Source organism: Aromatoleum anaerobium, from assembly GCF_012910705.2.
Lineage (GTDB): Bacteria > Pseudomonadota > Gammaproteobacteria > Burkholderiales > Rhodocyclaceae > Aromatoleum > Aromatoleum anaerobium.
On the sequence record NZ_WTVG02000040.1, the window covers coordinates 65,219 to 90,271 of the forward strand.

General features: G+C 69.5%; 18 protein-coding genes. 10 read left to right on the forward strand and 8 right to left on the reverse strand.

Annotated elements, in window-relative coordinates:
- The first annotated feature begins 139 nt into the window (after nt 1-139).
- From GO606_RS21965 to GO606_RS15880, 3 genes are read left to right on the forward strand one after another with little or no spacing between them, the layout of a single operon-like run.
- Nucleotides 140-508, forward strand: a complete 369-nt coding sequence (locus GO606_RS21965) for a glycosyltransferase (protein WP_280516159.1) — start codon at nt 140-142, stop codon at nt 506-508.
- Nucleotides 499-1,137 carry a D-glycero-alpha-D-manno-heptose-1,7-bisphosphate 7-phosphatase gene (locus GO606_RS15875; RefSeq protein ID WP_169118689.1) on the forward strand — a complete coding sequence of 213 codons (639 nt, stop codon included), beginning with the start codon at nt 499-501 and terminating at the stop codon, nt 1,135-1,137. Before GO606_RS21965 ends, GO606_RS15875 begins: the two co-directional genes overlap by 10 nt.
- Complete coding sequence (locus tag GO606_RS15880; protein WP_246979658.1) at nt 1,134-1,394, forward strand: glycosyltransferase family 9 protein; 261 nt, start codon at nt 1,134-1,136, stop codon at nt 1,392-1,394. The genes GO606_RS15875 and GO606_RS15880 overlap by 4 nt, the downstream gene beginning before the upstream one ends.
- On the opposite strand, the gene glgA is transcribed toward GO606_RS15880, so the two are convergent.
- The 8 genes from glgA to GO606_RS15920 all read right to left on the reverse strand — a co-directional run bounded on the left by glgA (nt 1,324) and on the right by GO606_RS15920 (nt 16,853).
- A complete protein-coding gene (gene glgA / locus GO606_RS15885; RefSeq protein WP_169118690.1) occupies nt 1,324-2,808 on the reverse strand; it encodes a glycogen synthase GlgA in 1,485 nt (494 codons plus the stop codon). The genes GO606_RS15880 and glgA overlap by 71 nt on opposite strands.
- On the reverse strand, nt 2,805-8,153 hold the full coding sequence (locus GO606_RS15890; protein ID WP_169118691.1) for a malto-oligosyltrehalose synthase: 5,349 nt from the start codon (nt 8,151-8,153) through the stop codon (nt 2,805-2,807). The genes glgA and GO606_RS15890 overlap by 4 nt, the downstream gene beginning before the upstream one ends.
- Before the next feature lie 56 nt (nt 8,154-8,209).
- Nucleotides 8,210-10,075: a malto-oligosyltrehalose trehalohydrolase gene (gene treZ / locus GO606_RS15895; protein ID WP_246979659.1), complete on the reverse strand. Its 1,866-nt coding sequence runs from the start codon at nt 10,073-10,075 to the stop codon at nt 8,210-8,212.
- Between the two features lie 113 nt (nt 10,076-10,188).
- Nucleotides 10,189-11,403, reverse strand: coding sequence for a glucose-1-phosphate adenylyltransferase (locus GO606_RS15900; RefSeq protein WP_169118693.1), 1,215 nt, complete (start codon nt 11,401-11,403; stop codon nt 10,189-10,191).
- 3 nt (nt 11,404-11,406) lie between these two features.
- On the reverse strand, nt 11,407-12,543 hold the full coding sequence (locus GO606_RS15905; RefSeq protein WP_169118694.1) for a DNA topoisomerase IB: 1,137 nt from the start codon (nt 12,541-12,543) through the stop codon (nt 11,407-11,409).
- The gene (gene glgX, locus GO606_RS15910) at nt 12,527-14,806 is read right to left on the reverse strand and encodes a glycogen debranching protein GlgX (protein WP_246979661.1); all 2,280 of its coding nucleotides are present in this window, start codon (nt 14,804-14,806) and stop codon (nt 12,527-12,529) included. Before glgX ends, GO606_RS15905 begins: the two co-directional genes overlap by 17 nt.
- Before the next feature lie 91 nt (nt 14,807-14,897).
- On the reverse strand, nt 14,898-16,019 hold the full coding sequence (locus GO606_RS15915; RefSeq protein ID WP_169117695.1) for a mechanosensitive ion channel family protein: 1,122 nt from the start codon (nt 16,017-16,019) through the stop codon (nt 14,898-14,900).
- 135 nt (nt 16,020-16,154) lie between these two features.
- Complete coding sequence (locus tag GO606_RS15920) at nt 16,155-16,853, reverse strand: DUF4142 domain-containing protein (RefSeq protein WP_169117696.1); 699 nt, start codon at nt 16,851-16,853, stop codon at nt 16,155-16,157.
- Between the two features lie 433 nt (nt 16,854-17,286).
- Between GO606_RS15920 and GO606_RS15925 the strand changes: the two genes are divergently transcribed.
- The 7 genes from GO606_RS15925 (at nt 17,287) to GO606_RS15955 (ending at nt 24,993) form a co-directional block, all read left to right on the forward strand.
- Nucleotides 17,287-18,720: an RNA polymerase factor sigma-54 gene (locus tag GO606_RS15925; protein ID WP_343316319.1), complete on the forward strand. Its 1,434-nt coding sequence runs from the start codon at nt 17,287-17,289 to the stop codon at nt 18,718-18,720.
- A gap of 14 nt (nt 18,721-18,734) precedes the next feature.
- Nucleotides 18,735-19,310, forward strand: a complete 576-nt coding sequence (locus tag GO606_RS15930; RefSeq protein ID WP_169117698.1) for a hypothetical protein — start codon at nt 18,735-18,737, stop codon at nt 19,308-19,310.
- Between the two features lie 386 nt (nt 19,311-19,696).
- A complete protein-coding gene (locus GO606_RS15935; RefSeq protein ID WP_169117699.1) occupies nt 19,697-20,272 on the forward strand; it encodes a ferritin-like domain-containing protein in 576 nt (191 codons plus the stop codon).
- A 20-nt stretch (nt 20,273-20,292) separates the two neighbouring features.
- Nucleotides 20,293-22,512: a VTT domain-containing protein gene (locus GO606_RS15940; protein ID WP_246979843.1), complete on the forward strand. Its 2,220-nt coding sequence runs from the start codon at nt 20,293-20,295 to the stop codon at nt 22,510-22,512.
- Nucleotides 22,484-23,299 carry an endonuclease/exonuclease/phosphatase family protein gene (locus GO606_RS15945; RefSeq protein ID WP_169117701.1) on the forward strand — a complete coding sequence of 272 codons (816 nt, stop codon included), beginning with the start codon at nt 22,484-22,486 and terminating at the stop codon, nt 23,297-23,299. Before GO606_RS15940 ends, GO606_RS15945 begins: the two co-directional genes overlap by 29 nt.
- A 52-nt stretch (nt 23,300-23,351) precedes the next feature.
- Nucleotides 23,352-23,753 (forward strand): ChaB family protein, encoded by a 402-nt coding sequence (locus tag GO606_RS15950; RefSeq protein ID WP_169117702.1) that lies wholly within the window; start codon nt 23,352-23,354, stop codon nt 23,751-23,753.
- A 181-nt stretch (nt 23,754-23,934) separates the two neighbouring features.
- Nucleotides 23,935-24,993, forward strand: coding sequence for a hypothetical protein (locus GO606_RS15955; RefSeq protein ID WP_169117703.1), 1,059 nt, complete (start codon nt 23,935-23,937; stop codon nt 24,991-24,993).
- The last annotated feature ends 60 nt before the right edge of the window (nt 24,994-25,053 follow it).

Consider the following 25,053-nt stretch of genomic DNA (forward strand, 5'->3'; position numbering starts at 1 on the left):
CCGTGGTGGCACGACGCTAGCTTGATACTAGTCCCGCCAACCTCCGCCCATCGCGGGAAGTTGTAATTTTTTCAGTCAATTGCCTGCGAGCTGTCGCCCGTTGGAGCGCCCGCGCCGGGAAAGCGGATTGCAGCGGAGCGTGAAAGGGCGACGGCTGCAGACGCGCGTCGCCGGTGCGCAGGAGGAGGCCATGATGGCGATCGACTGGAATGAAATGTTTGGGCTGACGGTTTCGCCGCTCGAGCTCTTCATCCGCGGCACGATCGTGTATTGGGCGATCTTCGCGATGTTCCGCACCATCCTGCAGCGCGACATCGGCGCCGTCGGCGTCGCTGACGTGCCGTTCGGCATCACGCCGCTCGAAACGATGGCCTGCAGCTGCCCGGTGATAGGCTCAAAGGTCGGCGGCATCAAGCACACCGTCGTCGACGGGGTCACGGGATTTCGGCCGCGCCGGCATGCGGCGCATGCGCAGCAGCTGCCGATGGGGGAGACATCGTGGCCCTGAATGCTGCGGTTTTCATCGACAAGGACGGCACGCTGATCGACGACGTGCCGTACAACGTCGATCCGGCCAAAGTGCGCCTGCGCGACGGCGCCGGCGAAGCGCTCGCACGGCTCCAGCGCCACGGCTACCACCTCATCCTGGTGACGAACCAGCCGGGCGTGGCGTTCGGCCTGTTCGAGCCCGATGCGCTCGAAGCGGTGTGGGCCGCGATCGCCGCGCTGCTGTCGCCGTACGGCGTCGTGTTCGACGCGATCTATCACTGCCCCCACCATCCGCAGGGCACCGACGACCGCTTCGCCGGCCGCTGCGAATGCCGCAAGCCCGAACCCGGCCTGCTGCTGCAGGCCGCGCAGGACCACCGCCTCGACCTGCGGCGCTCGTGGCTGATCGGCGACATCCTCGACGACATCGAAGCCGGACGACGGGCCGGTTGCCGCACCGTGCTGCTGGCGGTCGGGTCGGAAACGGAATGGCGCCACGGGCCGATGCGCGAGCCCGACCTCGTCGCATCGAGCCTCGCCGAAGCGGTCGACGGCATCCTCGAATGGACGCCGGCCGAGGTGCTAGACAGCATCGCGGCGGAACCCGAGAGCGGGTTCACGGTGTGGCAGACGGACGAGCCGGGATGAACGCGCTGACGCGGGCCGCGCGCTGGAAAGAGGCACGACGCATCCTCGCGGTGCGGCTCGACAACCTCGGCGACGTGCTGATGACCACCCCTGCGCTGCGGGCCTTGCGCGAATCCGTACCGGGCCGGCATATCATCTTGCTCGCGTCCGCGGCGCCGGCGCGCGAGGCCGCGTGGGCGGCGCGGCTCAGGCTGCCGCCGCTGCTCGCATCGCCACGTAAAGCCGCGCATATCGGCCGGCGCTGCCCCCCCAGCTGAAGTCGCGCGCCATGCCGTTGCGACACAGCGTGCGCCACGCCACGCGGTCGGCGAACACCTTCAGCGCGCGGTCGACGGCCTCGACCAGCGCCGCCGGCGTCGCGTCGGCGAACAGGAAACCGGACGCTTCGCCACGGTGCAGGCCGTCGACGCTGAAGTCGCCGACCGAGTCCACGAGCCCGCCCGTTGCGCGCACGATCGGCGACGTGCCATAGCGCTGGCTGTACATCTGGTTCAACCCGCACGGCTCGAAGCGCGACGGCATCACGAACGCATCGGCGCCGGCCTCGATGCGGTGCGCGAGCCGCTCATCGAAGCCGATCACCGCCGCGATGCGCTCCGGCGTCGCGGCTGCGCGTTCGCGCCACGCCTCCTCGAAGCGCGCGTCGCCCCCGCCGAGCAGCGCGAGCTGCACCGGCCGCGCGAGCAGTTCCGGCAGCGCGTCGAGCACCAGGTCGATGCCCTTCTGGTCGGTCAGGCGGGTGACCATGCCGAGCAGCAGCGCGCCGTCGTCGGCCGCCAGTCCCAACTCGGCCTGCAGCGCGCGCTTGTTCGGCGCCTTGTCTTCGAGCGTGTCCGCGTCGTAGTTCGTGTCGAGGTGCGGATCGGTGCGCGGGTCCCAGGCGTCCATGTCGATGCCGTTGAGGATGCCGGCGAGGCGGTTCGCGCGCGTTTCGAGCAGCCCCTGCAGGCCGCAGCCGTGCGCTTCGGTGCGGATTTCGCGCGCATACGTCGGGCTGACGGCGACGATGCGGTCGGCGTAGTAGAGGCCGGCCTTCAGGAACGACAGCTTGCCCCAGTACTCGACGCCTTCGGGCACAAGGCTCTCCGGCGGCAGGCCCAGCCGGTCGGCGACGTCGAGGGGGAAGATCCCCTGGAACGCGAGGTTATGGACGACGACGAGGCTCGGCGCCCCCCCGGGCAGGCCGAGCTTCAGGTACGCCGGCGCCAGCGCCGTGGGCCAGTCGTTGCAGTGCAGGATGTCCGCGCGCCACACCAGCGGGCTCGCGGCGCTCGCCAGCCGCGCGGCGACGTGCGACAGCAGGCCGAAACGCAGCGCGTTGTCGCTGTAGTCGACGCCCTCGCCGTCCTGGTAGGGGCCGCCCTCGCGCCGGTACAGCGACGGGCAATCGAGCACCAGCGCCGGCACGCCGCTCGGCAGCCGGGCGCGCAGCAGGCGGGCGGACGGCAGGCCGTGCTCGGCGCGGATGTCCGCGACCTTGCGCGCGTTGCGCGCCGCCTCGCGTACCGACGGATAGCCTGGCAGCAGCACGCACATGTCGAGCCCGAGCGCGGCCAGCGCGGCCGGCAGGCTCGCGCTGACGTCGCCGAGTCCGCCCGTCTTGGCCCACGGCGCGCACTCGGGCGTCGCGAACAGCACGCGGAGCCGGGCGGCTTTCCTGGTGGCATTCATCCCGCCTCCCGGACGGCGACGGCACGCTCGCGTTGCGGCACGAGCAGGGCCAGCGGCAGCGCACCGAACAGGCGCGCGACATCGAGATGGCAGCGGTTGCCGGCGCACTCCGGCCGCACACCCTGCCCGCACAGCGCATCGCGCCATTGCCGGCCTTCCGAGAACGCCGGCAGCTCGACGAACGTGCCCTGCCAGATCGCCGCATCGCGCAGCAGCGAGGCGTCGCCGCGGCACAGCGTGAACAGCAGGCGCGAGGCGACGACGACGACGATGTCGTCGCCGAGCACGCGCGCGAACGCGACGACGTGCAGCGCCGCCGGCCCGTCCGTCTCCAGCGCGACGTAGCGGCCGAAGCGCATCGTCTGCTCGAACTCGCGCCGCACCGCGAGCGCGCGCCACAGCACGTAGAGCTTGATGCGGCCGTCGTCGCGACCGTCGGACATCGCGTCGAGCATCGCGGCGAGCGCGTTGCGCCGCGTCGCCTCGTCCGCGCCCTCCGGGCAGTCCTGCTGCAGGCCATGCAGGAGTTCGCGCGCCGCGGCGAAATCGACCGGGAAGCGGTTATCGGGATCCACGAGCCGGTAGTTCCACCTCTCGCAGCCCTGGTAGATGTCCGGCACGCCGGGCGCGGTGAGCTTGAGCAGCGCCATCGCGAGGCTGTTGTAGCAGCCGAAGCATGACACGCGGGCGTGGAACGGCAGGAAGTCGGCGATGAACGGATTGTCGAGGCCGCCGGCAAAGAGGCGCCGCACGAAGCCGGAAAGCGCCGCCTCGTAGCCGGGCTCGGGGTTCATCCAGCTGGTGTGCCGTTTCGCCTCGCGCGCGGCCTTCAGCATGTACGCATCGACGCGGCGCGCGAGTTCGGCCAGGCCGCGCGCATCCGGCGCCACCGCCGGCCACACGCCGAGCAGCGTCTGGTACAGCAGGTACTCGTCGTTGCACGACGGCGCGAGCGCGTCATTGACCCGGCGCTTGTGGCGCTCGTTGAGCTTGCGCCAGCGCCGCAGCGCGAGCCGCCACGCGCCGGGCATCTCGGACAGCACGTCGATGCGCGCGCGCACGTCCTCGGAGCGCTTGCTGTCGTGGGTCGAGCTGCCGAGCAGGCCGAACGGGTGGCTCGCCGCGACGCGCTCGTTCGCGGCGTGGAAATCCTGCACCGCGATGCCGAACGTGTGCGGGTCGCCGCCGACGTCGTTCAGCGACACCAGCCGGTTGTAGCGGTAGAACGCGGTGTCTTCCATCGATTTGGCCATCACCGGCGCGGTGAACTGCTGGAAGCGCCGCACGAAGCGCAGCTTGAGCGGGCGCAGTTCGGCCGCGGTTTCGGTCGGCGCCGAGACCAGCACGTCGCGCACGAAGCGCAGCACCGTCGCATCGCCCGCGCGGGTGCGCGCGGCAGCGCTCGCGACGGCGCGCTCGATGTAGCGGCGGTCGGTGTCGGAAACCCCGCGCGGCCCGATGTAGGTGCGATAGACCGGGAAGCCGGCGACGATCTCCTTCAGCGCGCCGCGCAGCCGGCTGCGCGTGAAATCGCGCGTGCGCCGGTCGTGCTGGGCGATGTCGTGGAGCAGCCCGGCCAGCCCGCTGACTTCGCCCGGCAGCGAATGCATCATGATCAGCAGCTTCGCTTCGTGCAGCACTTCGCTGAAATTGCGCGCTTCGCCGGTGAAGGCGCGGTAGATCCGCGAAAAGCGCGACTCCTGCGCGGAATCGACGAACAGTCCGTTGCACAGGTTCGCGAAGCGGTAGCCGGTGCCGCCGTGCACCGGCCAGTCGGCCGGCAGCGGCTCGAACTCGGCGAGGATCTTCTCGACGACGAGGTACAGCGCCGGTTCCGGGCCCGCGGGCGGCGTGCCGCGGGCGAGCGCCAGTTCGCGGCAGATCGCCGCGTGGCGGGCCTGCAGGCGTTCGAAGTACGCGACCGGCTCGGCGAGCCCATCCGGATGGTCGATGCGCAGGCCCGACACGCGCCCTGCCGCGAGCCAGCGGAAGATCTGCGCGTGCGTCGCCTCGAACACGCTCTCCACTTCCATGCGCAGCGCTGCGAGGTCGTTGATGTCGAAGAAGCGGCGGTAGTTGATGTCGTCGGCGGCGACGCGCCATGACGCGAGCCGGTACGCCTGGCGCGCGAGCAGCGCGTCGAGCGCGTCGAAGCTCGCCGCTTCGCCGACGCGCCCGTTGAACGCCGCAAGCCGTTCCTCGATGCGCGCGCGCACCGCCGGGAGCCGCTCGTAAAGCGCGGCGAGGTGCTGCTTGAAGAGGTTCTTGTTGTGGCGGCGCTCGGTCTGCAGTGCCAGGTCCGCGACGTCGCGCGGCGGCAGGTGGCGCAGCGCCGCGAGCAGCGTCTCGAGTTCGATCTGCTCCGCGGCGACGACGCTCTGCGCGCCGCGCGCCGACACCGCCGGCGTGAGGATCGACGGGTAGTCGCACGGATCGACCGGGAAGCGGTGCTCGAAATAATGCACGCTGAATTCGCCGCGCTCGGCGCAGAAGTCGAGCCGCAACTCGCCGGCTTCGAGCACCAGCCCGTACTGGTCGCCGAGCACCGGTAGCAGCACCTTGCCGCGCAGTTCGGGGAAAGGCGGCTGCCAGTCGATGTCGAAGTGGTCCGCATATTCGGACGCCTCGCCGTTCTCGAGCACGTCCAGCCACCATTCGTTGTCGGCGCCGAGCACGCCGACGTGGTTGGGCACGACGTCAAGGACCTGCCCGAGCCCGAGCTCGGCCAGCCGCGCGCAGTAACGGTCGAAGTCCGCCTCGCTGCCGATCTCGGGGTTCACCGCCTGGTGGTCGACGATGTCGTAGCCATGCCGGCTCCCGGGGCGCGCCTTCAGGAACGGCGCCGCATAGACGTGGCTGATGCCGAGCTCGGCGAGATAGGGCAGCACCGCTTCGGCCGCGGCGAAGCCGAAGTCGGCGTGGAACTGCAGCCGGTACGTCGCGCGCGGGATTGCCGCAGTCTCCGGGTGGAAATCGGCCGGGCCGCCGCTCAGCTCGCGCAGCGGGCACGGCCGTTCCGCATCCACCGCGGCGCTGACCGCACGCCACCTCGGGTCGACCTCGATGTCGGCGAGCTCAGCGCCGAGCTTGCGGCGCCAGTTCGGGTATTCGGACTCGCTCGTCCCCGGCAGGTTGACGCCTTCCAGCTGTCCGAGCACGTCCTCGAACTGCACCACCGCGATCGCCGCCGGCGTGCGAGCGATGAAGCGATGCACCGCGACCGCGAGGCGCGGATCGTCGTCCGCGACGCGCGCCGGATCGGTGCCGGCCCCCTCGCCGACCCCCTCCCCGCATCCTTCTTCGGCGGCCAGCGCGGCGAGCAGCGCGCGCCGATCGGCCTCGCGGCGTTCGAGCTGGCGAGCGTGCATCCCCGGCTCGCGGTACATGCCAAGCCTGTCGCGCAGCTGCAGGTCGAAGCCGCTCCAGTAGCTGCGCAGCGTCGGCAGGTCGTGCGTCGATACCGACGCCACCGCCTGCGCCGGCCAGTCCCGCGGTGCCCTGAAACCGCCGGCGCCCCAGTCCTGCTCGAAATACAGCGGGCGGTACGAGAGGATCGCGTAGCGCGCCATCGCGTCGCGGACTCCCTGCGGCACGATGCCGAGGTCCTCGCCGATGACGACGCAGCGGTGGCGGCGGCTCTCGAGGCACAGCAGCCCGAGCAGCTCGTCCATCGGGTACGCGACGTAGGCGCCGACGCGGCGCGGCCGGTCGGTCGGCAGCCAGAACAGGCGCATCAGGCTCATCACGTGATCGATGCGCAGCGCGCCCGCGTGGCGCATGTTCGCGCGCAGCACCGCGAGGAAAGGTTCGAAGCACTCGGCCGCGAGGCGCTGCGGGATGACCGGAGGAAAACCCCAGTCCTGCCCTGCCGGGTTGAGCTCGTCGGGCGGCGCGCCGGCGTGGATGCCGAGCGCGTGCAGCTTCGGCCGCGCCCAGGTCTCCGAGCCGCCTTCGTTCACGCCCACCGCGAGGTCGCGGTACAGGCCGATCGCCATGCCGCGCGCCTGCGCCCGCGCGGCGACGCGGCGCAGCTGCGCTTCGGCCTGCCATTGCAGGTACTCGAAGAACTCGACGCGCTCCTCGTTGGCGAGGGCGAACGCTTCGACCGCTGGGCCGTCGATGTCGCGGTACGCCTCGGGCCAGACCGTCCAGCCCCAGACCGCGCGGTCGAGGCGAAAGAACCGTTCCTGCAGCGCGTCGAACAGCGCGTGCGCGCGCAGGCTGCGCCCGCCCTCGCGCTGGAAGTCGCGGAACAGCCCGGCGCGCTGCGTGTTGCGTTCGAGATGGACCGCGCGGAAGTGGCGATACAGCATCTCGAGTACTTCGAACTTCGCCGCAGCGACGCCGCCGTAGTCGACGAATTCGGTCGCCCGCAGCGTTTCGAGGCGCTGCCGGAACGCGGGCTCCTCGACGTGCTGGCGCGCGGCGGCGCATTCGCCGTAGTCGCGCGTCGTCTCGATCTCGATGTACAGCACGTTGAGCCATTCGCGGCTCGACGGGCTGTACGGGCTGGCGCGTGCCGGGTCGTGCGGGAACAGCGCATGCAGCGGATTGACGCCGACGACGTGCGCGCCGGCATCGGCGGCGAGGTCGACGAGGCGCAGCAGGTCGCCGAAATCGCCGATCCCCCAGTTGCGCGACGAGCGCAGCGCGTACACCTGCACGGCCGGCCCCCACAGCCGGTCGCCGACGCATTGCGGCGCCGGGCGCGGCAGCTGGAAACAGGTCGCGGGGCAGATCGCGAGCGCCGCGCTGGCCAGTTCGCGCGGTGGCTGCGCGGGCTCGAAGAGCAGCAGCCGGTGGTGCCCCGGTGGCACGTCGATGGGGAGCTCCAACAGCGTCGGGCGGCGGCTGTCATCGCCACTCCCCTCAGCGTCCGGGACGGGAGCTCCGGGCGAGGCGGAGTCGGGCAGCGTGAGGTCGGCCGGGACGGGGTGCGGCACGACGACGCCGGAGCGCTCGCCGCCGTCTTCGAGCACGATGCGCCACGGCAGCGTGCGGCCGATGAACTCCGCCGGCAGGTTCGCCCTCAGCCGCAGCGGCGGCGTGCCGCCCTGCACGACCAGCAGCGGCGGCAGGATGCGCCGGCGCGCGGCGGCGCGCAGGTCCGCGAGGCAGGCCGCCGCCTCGGCCTGGTCGGCGACCGGATAGCCGAGTGCGGCGACGATATCGCGCTTTTTCACCTCGGGCACGACCGTGCGCTGGCCCCAGGCGTCCTCGTACTCGAGCGCGACGCCGAGATACACGCACAGCGCGTCGAGTCCCGTGCGCGCGTCGTCGCCGACGTCGTGCCCCTTGCCCGAGTCCGTGTGGATCACCCTCTCGCTCGCCGTCTCGCCGTCCATCTTCCCCCCTTGTTGCAGCCCGGTTCCTGCGCCCTGCTTCCTGCACCTCGTTCCCGCTACGTGCCCGCGCGGCCCGGCGGCACGACATACGCCCGCACCGAGCACCGCGCGAGCTGCTGCGGTTGGTCCGCCTCCGGCCCGAGCGACGCGAACGGGGCGACGCCGAGGCGCTCGAACGTCGCTGCCGCCGCGTCGGCGAGATTGGCACGCAGCACGAGCGCGCCGCCGTCGGCGCACGGCCAGCGGATTTCGAACGCCTCGTCACCGTGCATCGTCGCCGTGCAGCCGCCGGCGACAATCTGCGGCACGCGCGGCACGACAAACTCGTGGCGCAATCCGAGCAGCTCCCGATAAAAGCTTAGCCATCGCTGCCCCGCTTCGCTTTCGCGCGCGCGCCAGTCGAGCTTGCTCGCGAGGAACGTCGCCTCGGCGCACGGATCGGGGATTTCGTGCCTGTGCCCGCCCTCGCCCTCACCCTCACCATCACCCTCACCCTCGCCGGCCGCGGAAAAATGCTCGAAACCGGCGAACTCGCGCTTGCGGCCCTCCCGCACCGCGGTCGCCAGCTCGCCCTGGTAGTCGCAGAAATACAGGAAAGGCGTCTTCGCCCCGGCCTCTTCGCCCATGAACATCAGCGGCGGCGAAGGGGCGAGCAACTGCAGCGCGACGACGGCGCGCAGCCTGTCGGGCGGGGCCAGCGTCACCAGCCGCTCGCCGAACGCGCGGTTGCCGACCTGGTCGTGGTTCTGCAGAAAATTGACGAACGCGGTCGGCGGCAGCGCGGCGCTGGACTCGCCGCGCGCCCTGCCATGGAACGGCGACAATTCGCCCTGGTAGGCGAAGCCTTCGGCGAGGCAGCGCACGAGGTGGCGCACCGGATGGTCCGCGTAGTCGGCGTAATAGCCGTCGCGCTCGCCGGTCAGCAGCACGTGGGCGGCGTGGTGGAAGTCGTCGTTCCACTGCGCGTCGTAAGTGCCTGTGGACTGCGGCGCGCCGAGCCGCGACGCCTCGTTGTCGACGTGTTCGAGAACCAGGTGGAGCTGGCGGTGGGTCGCGCGCGCACGTACCCACATCGACAGCTCCTCGAGGATGTGCCGGGGCGAGGCGTCGAAGATGCTCTGCACCGCGTCCAGCCGCAGGCCGTCGAAGCGATATTCCTCCAGCCAGTACAGCGCGTTGTGGATGAAGAATTGGCGCACCGTCGCGCTCGCGACGCCGTCGAACGCGATCGCGCCGCCCCACGGCGTCGCGTATTCCGTCGTGAAGAACTGCGGCGTATAGACCTGCAGATAATTGCCGTCCGGGCCGAAATGGTTATAGACGACGTCGAGCAGCACCATCAGGCCGAGCCGGTGCGCGCTCTGCACGAAATGCTTCAGCTCGTCGGGGCTGCCGTAGGCCGCGTCGGGCGCGAACGGCAGCACGCCGTCGTAGCCCCAGCCGCGGTTGCCGGGGAAATCTGCGAGCGGCATCAGCTCGATCGCGGTGACGCCGAGCCGCGCCAGTTCGGCGAGCCTGCGCTCGGCAGCGTCGTAGCGTCCTTCCGGCGTGAACGTGCCGACGTGCAGTTCATAGATCACCGCCTCGTGCCACGGTCGCCCGTGCCAGGCGCCGTCCTCCCAGCTGAACTGCCGCGGGTCGACGAGCAGGCTCGGGCCGTGGACATCCTGCGGGTTGAAGCGCGACGCCGGGTCCGGCACTTCGAGCTGGCCGTCGAGCCGGAACATGTAGAGATCGCCCGCCCGCGCCTCTCCCACCCGGCAGCTGTGCCACCCTTCGGACTTCGCGCACGGGACGTAATGCTTCGCTCCCGACGGCGTGATGAGGCACAGCTCGACGTGCTTGGTCGCCGGCGCCCACAGGCGGAAGCGGTAGCCGGCGCTCTCATCGTGTTCGTCGATGCGCTCCGGCCCGAACGGCATGCGGTGCATATGGTGCGACGGCCCATGGTGCGATGGCCGCCCCGGACGGAGGCCACCGTATTCCAGCTCCGGGGATTTTCGGCCGGGGATCCCGGTATCGCGGTAATGCATGTTCATGGCTTGAGCTGTCCCTTGCCGACGACGACGACGCCGGATTCGCTGATGTGGAAACGCTGGCGGTCGGCCTCCAGGTCGTAGCCGATCTTCATGCCAGGGGGAACGAAGTTGTACTGGTCGATGATCGCGCGGCGCACCCGCGCGCCCTGGCCGATGACCGAGCGGTCCATGATGATCGAATCGACGACCTCGGCCCCCTCCTCGACGACGACTTCGCGGCGCAGCAGCGAGCGCTCGATGATCGCCCGGCGGATCACGACGCCGGCGCCGAGCGAGGCGCTGCGGATGTGGCCGTCATGGACCTGGGCGGCCTCGGTCTGGTCGGGATTTGCGTAGATCGGCCAGTGCGGGTTCGACATGCAGAATTTCGGAAATTCGCCGAGGGTGTCGAAGTTGGCCTCGTAATATGCATCGATCGTGCCGACGTCGCGCCAGTACGCCGGCTCCTCGTAGTCGCGGATGCCGCGCATGCGGTTCGTCGTGAAGTCGTACGCCATCACGCGGTTGCGCTCGGCCATCGCCGGCAGCAGGTTCTTGCCGAAATCGTGGCCGCCGCGCGAATGCGCGCGCATCAGCGCGTCGACGAGGAGATCGGCGGAAAACACGTAGTTGCCCATCGACGCCAGCGCGTGGCCCGGCCGCCCGGGCATCGGCTCGGCCGATTCCGGCTTCTCGCGGAAATCGCGGATGCGCCCGGCGCTGTCGGTGCGGATGATGCCGAACGAACTCGTGTGTTCGAGCGGCACGGGGAGCGCCGCGACGGTCGCGTCGGCCTGCGTCGCGATGTGGAATTCGATCATCTGGCGCAGATCCATGCGGTATACATGGTCCGCGCCGAACACCACGACCAGCTCCGGCTTCACCAGGTCAATGAGGTGCAGGTTCTGGTACACCGAATCCGCGGTCCCCTGGAACCACTCCGGCCCGTGCTGCATCTGCGGCGGCACGACCGTGACATAGTGGTGCGGAATCAGCGGACTCATGACCCACGAGCGCCGGATGTGCTCGATCAGCGATTGCGACTTGTACTGCACCAGCAGGTAGATCGAATAGATCTCGGAGTTGACGAGGTTCGACAGCACGAAATCGACGATGCGGTGGCGTCCGTTGAAAGGCACCGACGGTTTCGACCGCTCCGCCGTCAGCGGGTGCAGGCGGCTACCCTCACCACCCGCCATGACGAACGCAAGCACTGATTTGCCGGCAATCATGATTCACCTCCAAGCAAGCACATGCCGCGGCGCGGGCACCGCGGACAACGAAATGGGAGAGCAGCCGCGCCGTGCCGCGCCCCGCCCCGCGGAGCCGGACGGGCCGGGTGCCGGGGTCCGGGCGGCATTCCGGGCGTGGCGCAGGCGGCTTTCGAGCATCCGGTGCAGCGCGATCTCGTTGCGCGACAGACCGCGCACGCCCTCGTCCGCGGCCGCGGGGACGTAGTCGTCGAGCACCTCGCCGCCGAGGTAGCGGTCGAAGATCACCGGGCAGATGTAGCTCGAGCGCGTCACCGCGGCGGTGTTGCCGAGTTCCGCGGCCACCGCCTTGACGCAATCGACGAGCACCCGCGACGCCGCGCGCTCGCTGTCGGCCGGACCCGCCGCGGCGAGGAATTCCGCCGCCCGCAGCGTACCGCCCCAGGTGCGGAAATCCTTCGCCGTGAACGGGCCGATGGCCTCGCGCAGGTACGCGTTGAGTTCGGCCGCCTGCACCGGGCGCAGCGTGCCGTGCTCGTCCTCGCACTGGAACAGCGCGCTGCCGGGCAGCGCGAGCAGGCGCGCGATGCTGGCGGCGAGGCCCCGGTCGCGCAGCTCCCGGTACTGGTGCACGCCGTGCTTGCCCCGATACGAGAAAACGATGCGGTGGCCTTCGAGGCGCACGTGCCGCTTGCGCAGCGTCGTCAGCCCGTAGCTGCGGTACTGGCGCAGGTAGCTCGCGCTGCCGACACGGAAATGCACGCGGTGCAGCAGCCGCGTCAGCAACGCCAGGACTTTGCGGCGCGGCATCCCGGACAGGCGCAGGTCGGTGCGCGTGACTTCACGCAGCCTCGGCAGCGCCGCGGCGAAGCGGGCCAGCCGGCGCCATTTGCGCATCGCGCTGTTCTGCACGAAGTCGGCGTGATAGCGGTACTGCAGGCGACCGCGCGCGTCACGTCCGAACGCCTGCAGCTCGTCGTCCGGGTCCGGGCTGACGAACACGTCGGTGTAGGCCGGCGGCACCGCGAGCGATGCGATCCGCGCCAGCCCTTCGGCGTCGCGATACGCCGTGCCATCCGGCCAGACGTAGCGGAACCCGCCTTCGTCGAGCGCAATGCGGCGCAGATAACTCGCCTGCAGCACTTCAGTCCGGTTGGGCATCGCCTCCCCTCCACCTTCCCCTCTCCTTCCCCTCCTTCCCTTCCGGCTCATCGACGTGCAGGCGGGACCTCGCGCCGCGTGCCGTCAGGCCGACGAGCAGCCCGTCGATGAACATCGCCGAGGGCTTGTCCGCCGCGGCTGCGAACAGCAGCAGCGAGCGGGGGCCGATCGTGTCACGGTGGCCGGCAACGAACGCGGGAAACGCCGAGTCATCCGGTGCGGCGGTGTTGACGAGGCGTGTCCAGTGCCCGGCGCCCGGCACGTGCGGCAGCGTCCATTCGACCGCTTCGTGTCCGGCGTTGACGACCAGCAGCACGATGACGTCGCTGCCCGGGTGTGGCACCACGGTGTGCTGCGCGCGGCCGTCGGCGAGCATGCCGAAGCAGCGCATCTGCGGATCGGACCACTCCTTCTCTTCCAGTTCGGTGCCGGCCGGGTTCAGCCACGCGACGTCGCGCACCTCATGGACGGGATGCATCTCGCCGGTCGAGAAACGCCCGGGGCGCAGCACCGGCAGGGCGTCGCGCAGCACCAGCAGGTGGCGCGCGAACGCGAGCAGGCGCTCGCCGCTGGCGTCGATGTCCGCCCAGTTCACCCAGCCGAGCTCGTTGTCCTGGCAGTACGCGTTGTTGTTGCCGCGCTGGGTGCGGCCGAACTCGTCGCCGGCGAGCAGCATCGGCGTGCCGTGCGCGAACAGCAGCGTGGCGAGGAAGTTGCGCTTTTGCCGCTCGCGCAGCGCGATGATGTCCGGGTCGTCGGTCGGCCCTTCGGCGCCGCAGTTCCACGAACGGTTGTCGTCGTGGCCGTCGTTGTTGTCCTCGCCGTTGGCCTCGTTGTGCTTGTCGTTGTAGGAAACCAGGTCGTGCAGCGTGAAGCCGTCGTGCGCGGTGATGAAGTTGATGCTCGCCCACGGCCGCCGGCCGCGGCGGTTGAAGCGGTCCGCCGAGGCCGCCAGCCGCGTCGCCAGCTCCGGCGCGCGCCCCTCGTCGCCTTTCCAGAACGAGCGCACGGCATCGCGGAAGCTGTCGTTCCACTCGCCCCAGCCCGGCGGAAAGGCGCCGACCTGGTAACCGCCGGGGCCGCAGTCCCACGGTTCGCCGATCAGCTTGACGCGGTTGAGCACCGGGTCCTGGCGGCAGGCGTCGAAGAAGCCGCTGCCGGGATCGAAGCCGTGCGCCTCGCGGCCGAGGATCGTCGCCAGGTCGAAGCGAAACCCGTCGACGCCCATCTGCAGCACCCAGTAGCGCAGGCTGTCGAGCACCATCTGCAGCACGCGCGGATGGTTCAGGTTCAGCGTGTTGCCGGTACCGGCATCGTTGAGGTAGTAGCACGGCTCGTCCGGGTTCAGGCGGTAGTACGACGCGTTGTCGAGCCCCTTGAACGAGAAGCTCGGGCCCAGCTCGTTGCCTTCGGCGGTGTGGTTGTAGACGACGTCGAGAATCATCTCGAGGTCGGCGTCGTGCAGGCGGGCGACCATGTCGCGGAACTCGGCGATGGCGCGCCCGGCGAGATAGCGCGGATCGGGCGTGAAGAAGCCGAGCGAGTTGTAGCCCCAGTAGTTGCGCAGCCCCTTTTCGGTGAGATGCGTGTCGTCGACGAACAGGTGCACCGGCAGCAGCTCGATCGAGGTCACGCCGAGCGACTTCAGGTGCTCGATGATCACCGGCGAACCGAGCCCCGCGAAGCTGCCGCGCAGGCGCGCTGGCACTGCCGGATGCAGCCGCGTCAGGCCGCGCACGTGCGCTTCGTAGAAAACGCTGCGCTCCCACGGCACGCGCGGGCGGTCCGGCAGCGGCAGTTGCGGGGCCGGCGCGACGACGCGCGCCTTGAGCATGAAGGGAGCGCTGTCGCGCTTGTCGAAGCCGTGGCCCGGTTTCTTGCCGCGCAGCTCGTAGGAGAACAGCGCCGACCCCCACCTGAGCCTGCCGACGACTTCCCGCGCGTACGGGTCGAGCAGCAGCTTGTGCGGGTTGAAGCGGTGTCCCTGCTCGGGCACGTACGGACCGTGCACGCGGTAGCCGTAGACGAGGCCCGGCCCGGCGCCGGGCAGGTAGCCGTGCCAGACCTCGTCGGTGAACTCCGGCAGGTCGACGCGCGTGACCTCGATGCGTCCGCTGTCGTCGAACAGGCACAGCTCGACGCGCGTGGCATGCGCGGAAAACAGCGCGAAATTGACGCCTTCGCCATCCCACGTGGCGCCGAGCGGATACGGCAGCCCCTCTTTCATCGAGGCGAGAAAGCCGTGCATCAGCCCGCCCATCATCGCGCCACCCCGCTGGTCGCAGTCGATGTTGCCACTCGTCCGGACGGCTCGGTACGCTGCGGCTGGCGGGACGTCGTATGGAAGCCGTGGCTCATGGCGTGATCGACTCCTCGCGCACCGCCGGGCCTTCCGGCATGCCGACGCGCGCCGCCGCGGGCTCGCTCGTCTCCGCGTCGCGCAGCAGCGCCGTGCGCAGCTGGGGCAGGTACTGCGGGTAGTCCTGCTGCATGTACGCGATCAGCTGCTCGCGGACCTTGCAGCGCAACTCCCAGCCGCTTCCCGCATCCGCGGTGCTGACGAGCACGCGCAGCTGCATCGCCCGCTCGGAGACGTCGGTGACCTGCAGCACGCACACGCGCTGGTCCCATTCGGGCGCGGCCTCGACGATGCGCTGCAGTTCCTCGCGCAGCGGCGGCACCGGCATGCGGAAATCCACCCACAGGAATACCGAGCCGATGAGGTCCGACGTCTGGCGCGTCCAGTTCTGGAACGGATGCTGGATGAAATACTCGAGCGGCACGATCAGCCGCCGGTCGTCCCAGATCCGCACGACGACGTACGTCTCGGTGATTTCCTCGACGCGCCCCCATTCGTCCTCGACGATCAGCACGTCGTCGATGCGGATCGGCTGCGTCAGCGCGATCTGCAGGCCGGCGATCAGGTTGCCGAGCACCGGGCGCGCGGCAAGGCCGGCGACGATGCCGGCGAGGCCCGCCGAGGCGAGCAGGCTCGCGCCGAGCTGGCGCACGTTCGGAAACGTCATCAGCATCGAGCCGACGCCGAGGACGCCGACGATGAACATCGTGATGCGCGCGAGCACCCGTACCTGCGTCTGCACACTGCGCGCGCGCAGGTTGTCCGTAACGGTGGTCGGGTGACGCGTGGCGATGACGTCGGCCACGGCCGCGATGAGCCGCACGACGAACACCGTCACCAGCAGGATGATGGCGATCGACAGCGCCTGGCGCAGGCCGATGAGCAAACCCGCCGGCAGCGGCGCGTCGGCGAGCGACAGATGAACCAGCAGCAGCGGGATCAGGAACTGCGACGTGCGCCGCGTATAGGCGACGATCCGGTCCGCAAGCACGAAGCGGGCGGCCGCGCGACGCGCGATGACATGCAGCACGAAATGCAGCGCCAGCCCGACCAGCGCCGCGCCGACGATCTGCAAGGTCACGGCGATCCACGGATGGCTCGCCAGCACATCTCTCATGGCCGCCTCCCCCTGGCGACTGGCATGGCGGCGGGGCCGGGCGGCGTCGTCCGGCCGCCACCATGCGATTGAACGCTCCGCGTGCAGCTCATCGGCCCTGCGGGACGAGCGCCGACAGGGATGCGCTCACCGTTCTCATTGCGCCGCCGTGCCGGCCGGCTGCAACTGCTGCGCCAGTTCGAGGTGGCTGCGCAGCACGCCCAGCGTCTCTTCGGCGAACGCCTTCAGGTCCGGATCCTGCCCGTCCCGCGCCTGGCGCTCGAACAGCGTGATCGTCTCCCGGTGCGCGCTGGCGCCGAAGTTTTCCAGGTACGCGCGGTCGATTTCCGCACCCGACAGCTTCTCGAGCTCGTCCAGCTTGCCCTGAACCGCGGGATCGATCGTCATGCTCACCGTCATGCCCTTGCTCGTGGCGAGGCTCTTGAGCTTCTCGTTGGCTTGCGTATGGTCCTTCTGCAGCTTCTCGGCGAAGGACTTCACTTTCGGATCTGCCCCTTTCGTCGCCGCCAGCCCGCTGGCCTCGACTTCGGCAAGCCCGCGCGACATGGCTTCGGAAATGAACGAACGGTCGACCCCGGCGATCGGTCCGGCAGTAGGCCCGCCCGGCGCCGTCCCGGTTCCTGCTGCGCTGCCGGCGGCCCCGTCCGCCGGCGGAGTGACGGTCGGCGGCGGGCTCGGCACGGTCGCGGGGTTCACGGGCTCCGGAACGGTCGGGGTGCCGGTCGGATTCGGCGGCGGAACTTCGTCCGCCCGGTCGCACGCCGCCGCTCCCATCACCACGCCGGCGGCGAGCGCAAGAATCTTCGCTCGGGCTTGAATGCGACTTTTTTCCATGGGACCTCCTGTCATTTTTCCGGATCGGGCCGTTGCGGCCTCCGTGCCTGGCCGTGGGGCCGTGAACGCTCATGCACGGGGCGGTCCACGCCCGGCCGAGCAGTGGGGAATGACGCATTTTGCGTGCCCGCTGTTCGGGAGGTGCAGAAGGAAGCGCCCTGCTTGAAGGTTTTCGCGTTGCGCGTCGGGGTCCTGCAGCCACGCGGGGCTTGCTCCGCGGACAGCTTCGCGGGCCCGGCCGTGCCGGGGCAATTCTTACTCCCGGGATGTAAAACGTGCTTGCCGAAGTGCGCAGCCAAGGCTGGCAGGAGTCCCCCACGCCGCGGCTCGGCAAGCCTCGACTGTCTGGCACGACTATTGCGGCGGAATGGCGGGCGCCCGGCGAAAAAAGGCGCACTTTTCCCAGCCAGCAGGAGATGCCATGAGTCTCGGAATGGAACTTCGTTTACGCCAGCACCTGGCGATAACGCCCCAGATCCAGCAGGCGCTTCGTCTTCTTCAGCTCTCGTCACTGGAATTCGCCCAGGAGGTCGAGCAGGCCGTTTCGACGAACCCCTTCCTCGAGGACGAAAACGAAGCTCCGGCAATGCCGGTGGAATCACGCGAAGCCCCGCCCTCGCCGGCTGTCGAAGGCGACGGGGCGGCGCCGGAACCGGAGGAGATGCCCCTCCCCGCGCCGGCCTATGACGAGCGGCGCCAGACGCAGTCTCACGGAGACGAAAACGACTGGACCGAATGGACCGAAGCGCCGGTGAGCCTGCGCGAGAACCTGCGCACCCAGTTGCTGCTGTCACCGATGAGCGAGCGCGACCGCACCCTGGCGCACATGATCGTGGACGAGCTGACCGACGCCGGCTACCTGGAAACGCCGCTCGAAGAGCTTGCCGAGATGATCCTCCCCGAGGAACACGTCGATGTGCGCGAACTCGGCGCCGCGTTGCGATTCGTGCAGCAGCTGGACCCGCCCGGCATCGGCGCGCGATCGTTGCAGGAGTGCCTGCTGCTGCAACTGCAGGCGCTCGACCCGGAAACCGTCGGGCGCGACCTCGCGCTGGCGATCGTCACCGACCACCTCGATCTGCTCGCACACCGCGAATTCCCCCGCCTGCAGCAGCTCCTCGGCTGCAACGAAACTGCGCTGCATACCGCGCGCGCGCTGATCCGCACGCTGGACCCGCGCCCGGGGCGCACGTTCGCGCCCGACAACACCCGCTACGTCGTGCCCGACATCATCGTCAGGCAGGTCCGCGGCCGCTGGGTCGCGACGCTCAACCCGGCGGTGCAGCCGAACGTGCGCCTGAACCGCGCGTATGCCGAGATCGCCGCCGGACGCAGCGCAGGCGATGCGTCGTTCCACCGCCTGCTGCAGGAGGCGCGCTGGCTGCTGCGCAACGTCGAGCAGCGTTTCAGCACGATCCAGCGCGTCGCGAACGCGATCGTCGCGCACCAGCGCGTGTTCTTCAGCTACGGCGAAGTCGCGATGAAGCCGCTCGCGCTGAAGGACATCGCGAGCGAACTGAAGCTGCACGAATCGACGGTGTGCCGCGTGACCAACGGCAAGTACATGGCGACGCCGCGCGGCCTGTTCGAATTCAAGTATTTCTTCTCGCGCCAGCTCGCCACGGACGACGGCGGCACGTGCTCGGCGATGGCGATCCGTGCGCTGCTCAAGGAACTGATCGCGGCCGAAGACCCGCTGCACCCGCTGTCGGATGCCCAGCTCGCGCGGCTTCTGGCCGATCAGGGGCTGCGGCTCGCGCGGCGCACGGTGACCAAGTACCGCACGCTGATGCGGGTTCCCAGCGTCGAGTTGCGGCGCGTGGCGCATCGGCCGGTGATGCCGGTGGGCGTCGTTGGCAATGCCTGACACGGAGAACGTCGATGTCGTCGATCATCGTTGGCCACTTTGCCCAGGCCGAACAGCTCGAACAGGCCCGCGCGGCGATCGCCGCGCGGGACTTCGCCGCCGACGAGTACTCGTCGTACTACCTGAATCCGCCCGGCCAGCACGGCTTGCTGCGCTTCGGCGGCGATTCCGCCAGCGACGAGGGCGCGAGCGAAGCCGGCAAGGGCGCAGCCACCGCGGCGCTGATCGGCGGCGCTGCGGGACTGGCCATCGGCAGTGTCGGCGGACCGATCGGCGCGCTCGCGGGTGCCGGCGTCGGAGCCTACGTGGGTTCGCTGGCGGGTGCACTGGGCCGCACCCACTCCGCGCATCCCGAACAGGCCAGCGTCGAGCACCCGGCCGAGCCGCCGGCCGGGCCCGTGCTGTGCGTGCGCGTCGACCGCCCCGGCAGCGAGGCCGTCGCGGTGTCGGTCCTTACCGACTGCGGCGCGCGGCAGATCGAACGCGCGAGCGGGACGTGGGCCGAGGGCGACTGGCAGGACTACGATCCGCGCCGCCCGGTCGAAATCCTGTACCGCGCGACGCAGCCGGGGCCGGCCACCGGAACATGAGCGACGTCGGCGGCGATTTCGATTTCGCCACACCGGCCCGCTGAGCCGTGAGCACCTCCGATGCACGTCTGCGACGTGACGATGTTCTATGCCGCGCAAAGCGGCGGCCTGCGCCGCTCTCTGCAGGAAAAACAGCGCTGGCTGCAGGCCCGGCCGCAATACCGGCACGAGCCGCCCGCGCCCGGGCACGCTGTTCGCATGGAGCGTCGCGAGGGCCCCGGAACGAAGACGACGAGTCTGGCGAGGTCGTCCAGCGACGCCACGCGATCGCCGTCCTTCCCCCGGGATGCCGATCGCAGCCGGACTCGCTGGAAGCCGGGAGTCGTGCTCGGTGCCGGGTGCTCTCGCTGCCTCTGTTTCATTCTCACGCCCGACAGGAGCCCTACATGCCCAGCCAGCCCGACCCGCAGACCTCCCCCGCCCCGGCCATGCTGTCCGATGTGAAGACCCTGCGCGAACGCGCGCGGCGGCACATCGAGGAAGGCGCGCTGACCGAAAACTACTCCGGCGACCGGGACACGATCCTGCGGCTGCTCAACGAAGCGCTCGCGACCGAGATCGTGTGCACGCTGCGTTACAAGCGTCATTACTACACGGCGAAGGGCCTGACCTCGGCAAGCATCGCGGAAGAATTCCTCGAGCACGCGCACGAGGAAGAGGAGCATGCCGATCGCTTCGCCGAGCGCATCACCCAGCTCGGCGGGGAGCCGGACTTTTCGCCTGACACGCTGACTGCGCGCAGCCACGCCGAATACATCGAAGGCGCGTCGTTGATCGACATGATCAAGGAAGACCTCGTTGCCGAGCGGATCGCGATCGACAGCTATCGCGAAGCGGTGCAGTACATCGGGACGACCGACTCGACGACGCGGCGCCTGTTCGAGGACGTCCTCGCCGTCGAGGAGGAGCACGCCGAGGACATGCAGTCGCTGATCGAGCAGATCGGCCGGCGCCCGGCCTGACGGAGGACGCCTTGCAACCGGTGGACGCGCCGGCGTTGAGCGAAAGCCGGAAACACCGGGACCCCGGGGAGAGCCTGTTCCGGCCCGGCGTCAATTGCTTCACCGTCGCGCGGGCGGCCCACGTCGGGCTGCTCGTCGATGGCGAGGCGTATTTCAAGGCCTTCGTCGCCGCCGCCGAGCGCGCGACGCGCTCGATCCTGATCCTGGCGTGGGACTTCAACAGCAACACCTGCCTGCGCTTCGACGCCGAGACCCGCGCCGGCCCCCCGGCCCACCTCGGCGACTTCCTGAACTGGCTCACGCGGCGCCGGCGCGACCTGCACGTGCACATCCTCGACTGGGATTACCCGCTGGTGTTCGGCGTCGACCGCGAGCTGCCGCCGACCTACGGCTTCGGCTGGCGCGCGCACCGGCGCGTGCATCTGGCCTACGACAACACGCATCCGGTCAGCGGTTCGCACCACCAGAAGATCGTCGTCATCGACGATGCGCTGGCTTTCATCGGCGGCTTCGACCTGACCGAACGACGCTGGGACACCCCCGCCCACCGCCCCGACGAGCCGCACCGTCTGTGCGGCGAGGTGCGCTACCCGCCGTTTCACGACCTGATGATGGCCGTGGATGGCCAGGCAGCGCTCGCGCTCGCCGGCATTGCACGGGCGCGCTGGCTGGGCGCGACCGGCCACGCGCTGCCGCCGCCGGCGCCCGCCCCGTCGCGCTGGCCGGCGTCGCTGGACATCGATTTCACCGACATCGATGTCGCACTCGCGCGCACGTTGCCCGAAACGGCGCTGCAGGCGGGCATTCACGAAGTCGAAGCGCTATACCTCGACATGATCGCCGCCGCCCGCGAGCTGATCTACATCGAGAACCAATACTTCACCGCGTACCGCATTGGCGAGGCGCTCGCCGCGCGGCTGGCCGAGCCGGACGGGCCCGAGATCGTCGTCGTGGTCCGCCTGTTCAGCCACGGCTGGCTCGAGGAACACACGATGCACGTGTTGCGCACGCGCCTCATCCAGCGCCTGCGCGCCGCCGACCACTACGGCCGGTTCCACATCCTCTACCCTCACATCGACGGCCTCGACGAAAACATCTGCATCGACCTTCATTCGAAGCTGATGATCATCGACGACGAAATCCTGCGCATCGGTTCGGCCAACCTGTGCAACCGCTCGATGGGCATGGACACCGAATGCGACGCGGCGCTCGAAGCGCGCGGCGACCCGCAGGTGGCCGCGACGATCCACGCGTTTCGCAACGAGCTGCTCGCCGAACACCTCAATGTCGCGCCGCAGCAGGTCGAGGACGCGTTCCGCCGGCAGGGAACCCTGCGCGGCGCGATCGACGCCTTCGCCGGCCGCCCCCGCACGCTCAAGCCGATCGACCGCTTGCCGGAGTGGCCCGAGACCGTCATCGAACTGGCGAGCGTGGGCGATCCGGCGGCGCCGGTTTCGCTCGACCGCCTGATCGAGGAGTTCAGCCCGGAAGTCGTGGTCGAGGAAGATGTCACGCCGCGCGACCGGCGCAAGCTCGTCAAGCGCGTTGCGCTGAAAGTCGGGCTGTTCTTCGCGGTGGTCGGCGCGCTCACCGCGACGTGGCGCTACACCCCTCTGGCCGCGTGGCTCGACGCCTCGCGCGTCACCGCCTGGGCGGAGCAATTCGCCGGCCGCCCGTGGGCGCCGCTGGTGATCCTGGCCGCCTACACGCCGGCGTGCATCGTGATGTTCCCGCGACCGCTGATCACGCTCGCGGCGGTGGTCGCCTTCGGTCCTTTCCTCGGCTTCGCCTACGCGCTGTCGGGCATCCTGATCGCAGCACTGCTGACCTACATCGCCGGCCTGTACCTGCCCCGGCACACCGTGCACAGCTTCGCCGGCCGCCCGCTGCGGCGCATCACCGACACGCTGCGCCGGCGCAGCCTGCTGGCGGTGACCGCGCTGCGGCTCGTGCCGCTGGCGCCTTTCGCGGTCGAAGGCCTGATCGCTGCGGCGATCGGCATCCGCCTGTGGCACTTCATGCTCGGCACGCTGATCGGCATGCTGCCCGGCACGCTGGCAACGACGATCTTCGGCGACCAGCTCGAAGCCGCGCTGCACGATCCGGCGCAGATCAACTACACCGTGCTCGCCGCTGCCGTCGTCGGCGTCAGCCTGCTGACGCTGGCGGTCCGCCGCTGGCTGGTGAGCCAGCACAGGGAGGCCGTCCCGCATGGCGACACAGGCAACCGGGCTCGCTAGCTGGCGCAACCTCGACGAGGCCCTCGGCAGCGACTGCCTGAGGATCTCGACGTACAACATCCATCGCTGCATCGGCACCGACCGCCGCGAGGACGCCTCGCGCGTCGCGCGCGTCATCGCGGAGCTGAACTGCGACACCATCGGCCTGCAGGAAGTCGATAGCCAGCCCGACCGCCGCCACGATTCGATGCAGCTCGACTTTCTCGCGCACGCCGCGTCGATGACCGCGATCCCCGGCCACACGATCGTGCGGCACGAAGGCGAATTCGGCAACGCGCTGCTGACGCGCCGGCCGGTGCTCGGGGTGCGCCAGCACGATCTGAGCTTCAACCGGCGCGAGCCGCGCGGCGCGCTCGAAGTCGACCTCGACGTCGAGGGCGAGGTCGTGCGCGTCATCGTCACGCATCTCGGCCTGCGGCCCGCGGAACGCCGTTTCCAGGTGCAGAAGATGCTGCAGTTGCTGCACCACCTGCCGATGGACCAGGTCGTCATCGTTCTCGGCGACATCAACGAATGGCTGCCGCTCGGCCGTCCGTTGCGCTGGCTGCACGGCATTCTCGGTCACGCGCCGGCGGAGCGCTCGTTTCCGGTATGGCTGCCGATGTTCGCGCTGGATCGCGTGTGGGTGCGGCCGCGTCACAACCTGCTGGCGTTCGAGACGCACCGGTCGCCCACCTCGCGCAAGGCCTCCGACCACCTTCCCGTGAAGGCGATCATCGCGACCGGCAGGCGTCCCGTGATCCCGCACGTCCGGATGCGCGATGCTGTGAACGCGATTCCGGCATGAAACTTGAACGCGAAACCGTACAGGCCGCCCGGACCGTCATGAGGAATCCGACATGCCCAGGAATCGAAAAGTGGAACTACCCGGCACGCTGAAGCGTTCGCCGCCGAAAGCGCAGCGCACCTACGCGAAGACACTCAAGCGCGCGGAGGAAGAATACGGTCCGGGCGAGCGCGCGGGCCGTACGGCGATCGCGGCGCTCAAGCACAGCTTCGAAAAAGTCGGCGATCACTGGGAGGCCAAGGCGGAACCCGGCCCGTCCGACCCGCAGGCCCGCCGCAGCACCGCTGACCGGCGCGGCGGCAAGCGCGCCAGGGGCGAGACTTTCGGCGGCGTGGACGTCCTCGGACATACGCGCCAGGAACTCTACGAGCGCGCCCAGGCGCTCGGCATCCGCGGCCGCTCGCGCATGACCAAGGAAGAGCTGGCGCGCGCGATCGCTTCGAGGCAGGACTGAGCGGCGGCCTGCCATCGCCAACGCGCACGCCTGCGCGGGTTCGTGCGTGCCCTGGGCGCATCGTAGGGCGGAAAAGCGCAGCGCCTTCCGCCACTCCGACGACTGCCGATGCACCGTCGCAACGCCTGGCGGATAACGCCTTCGGCTCATCCGCCTACGCCATGCGTGCGTGCCTTGCGGCGTGAGTAGGATTTTCCGCGAGCTGTATCTTTTTCACGAAAGCTCGCCGGCCACCGTCCCGGCGCGCGATTCCGCCATCCCCGTCGATCCCGCGCGCCGCGCCGGATCGAGCCATATTTCCCGCTACTACCCAAAACGGGCCTCGATGTTGCTATGCAACAGCAACCTTCGGAAACGAGGGTTAACCAGCAGCGAAATGGCCGTGGTCCCACGGCCATTTCGCATCTTCCAACGCGTTTTACTGCGCAGGAGTATTCAGATGGCCCAGCAACGGCAAACGAATGAAGACCCCCGTCGGCAAACGGCTGAACGCCCAGGCCGGCAGCAGAATGAAGACGTACGCCAGCAGAGGAACGAAGAGATGAGTGCTGAATCCTCTCGCCGACAAGGACAGCAGGAAAGCTTCGGCGGTCGCGGGCGGGAACCGGTGGACATGGCGGCGACGACGCTGCGCGGGTTCGGCCAGTTGTACGACATGGAAGCGGCGAGCGCGCGTATCTTCATGCGCGCCCAGGCCCGCGCCTTGTCGGCGATGGGTTTTCCCGACTATTCGCATTTCTTCGAGCTGGCCGACGAGCGGGCGAAGCGCCTGTTTTCGACCACCACCGACACGCTGCTGCAATCGAATCGCCACGCGAACCGCACGGCGGGAGAGATTCAGCGCCATCTCGGGCGACTGTGGGAACAGCAGACGATGGACCTGACCGAGGCCTGGCAGACCGGCCTGCAGGAGTTGCAGCATCAGGCGACCGAAAGCCTCGACGATCTCAAGGAACTGGTGCGCCAGCAGGCCGACGAGCTCGCGATGGCGACGGATTCGTTGAGCGAGTCGACGCGCGAAACCTTGCGCGAAGGCGGTGAACAGTTCCGCGCGACGATGCGCGAAGGTTTCGAACGCAGCCGCGAACTCACAGGCCGCCAGGCCGAAACGGCGCTGCGCCAGGGTGAGGAACTGGCTGAAGAGACGCGTGAAGCGGGGGAGGAAGCGCGAGCCGAAATGTCCCGCGGGGGCGAGGCAACACGTTCCGAGCGTGGTTCACGTTCGCACAAGGCCGCTTGACCGGCCACGCCGGTGGCGCTCCTGGACAGTGGCGGGAGCGTCGCCATTCGATGTCAAAAA

Coding starts and splice junctions, on each gene's coding strand:
- GO606_RS15880 (WP_246979658.1), top strand. CDS start 1,134: ATGAACGCGCTGACGCGGGCCGCGCGCTGGAAAGAGGCACGACGCATC.
- glgA (WP_169118690.1), bottom strand. CDS start 2,808: ATGAATGCCACCAGGAAAGCCGCCCGGCTCCGCGTGCTGTTCGCGACG.
- GO606_RS15890 (WP_169118691.1), bottom strand. CDS start 8,153: ATGGACGGCGAGACGGCGAGCGAGAGGGTGATCCACACGGACTCGGGC.
- treZ (WP_246979659.1), bottom strand. CDS start 10,075: ATGCCGTTCGGGCCGGAGCGCATCGACGAACACGATGAGAGCGCCGGC.
- GO606_RS15900 (WP_169118693.1), bottom strand. CDS start 11,403: ATGATTGCCGGCAAATCAGTGCTTGCGTTCGTCATGGCGGGTGGTGAG.
- GO606_RS15905 (WP_169118694.1), bottom strand. CDS start 12,543: ATGCCCAACCGGACTGAAGTGCTGCAGGCGAGTTATCTGCGCCGCATT.
- glgX (WP_246979661.1), bottom strand. CDS start 14,806: ATGATGGGCGGGCTGATGCACGGCTTTCTCGCCTCGATGAAAGAGGGG.
- GO606_RS15915 (WP_169117695.1), bottom strand. CDS start 16,019: ATGAGAGATGTGCTGGCGAGCCATCCGTGGATCGCCGTGACCTTGCAG.
- GO606_RS15920 (WP_169117696.1), bottom strand. CDS start 16,853: ATGGAAAAAAGTCGCATTCAAGCCCGAGCGAAGATTCTTGCGCTCGCC.
- GO606_RS15925 (WP_343316319.1), top strand. CDS start 17,287: ATGGAACTTCGTTTACGCCAGCACCTGGCGATAACGCCCCAGATCCAG.
- GO606_RS15930 (WP_169117698.1), top strand. CDS start 18,735: ATGTCGTCGATCATCGTTGGCCACTTTGCCCAGGCCGAACAGCTCGAA.
- GO606_RS15935 (WP_169117699.1), top strand. CDS start 19,697: ATGCCCAGCCAGCCCGACCCGCAGACCTCCCCCGCCCCGGCCATGCTG.
- GO606_RS15945 (WP_169117701.1), top strand. CDS start 22,484: ATGGCGACACAGGCAACCGGGCTCGCTAGCTGGCGCAACCTCGACGAG.
- GO606_RS15950 (WP_169117702.1), top strand. CDS start 23,352: ATGCCCAGGAATCGAAAAGTGGAACTACCCGGCACGCTGAAGCGTTCG.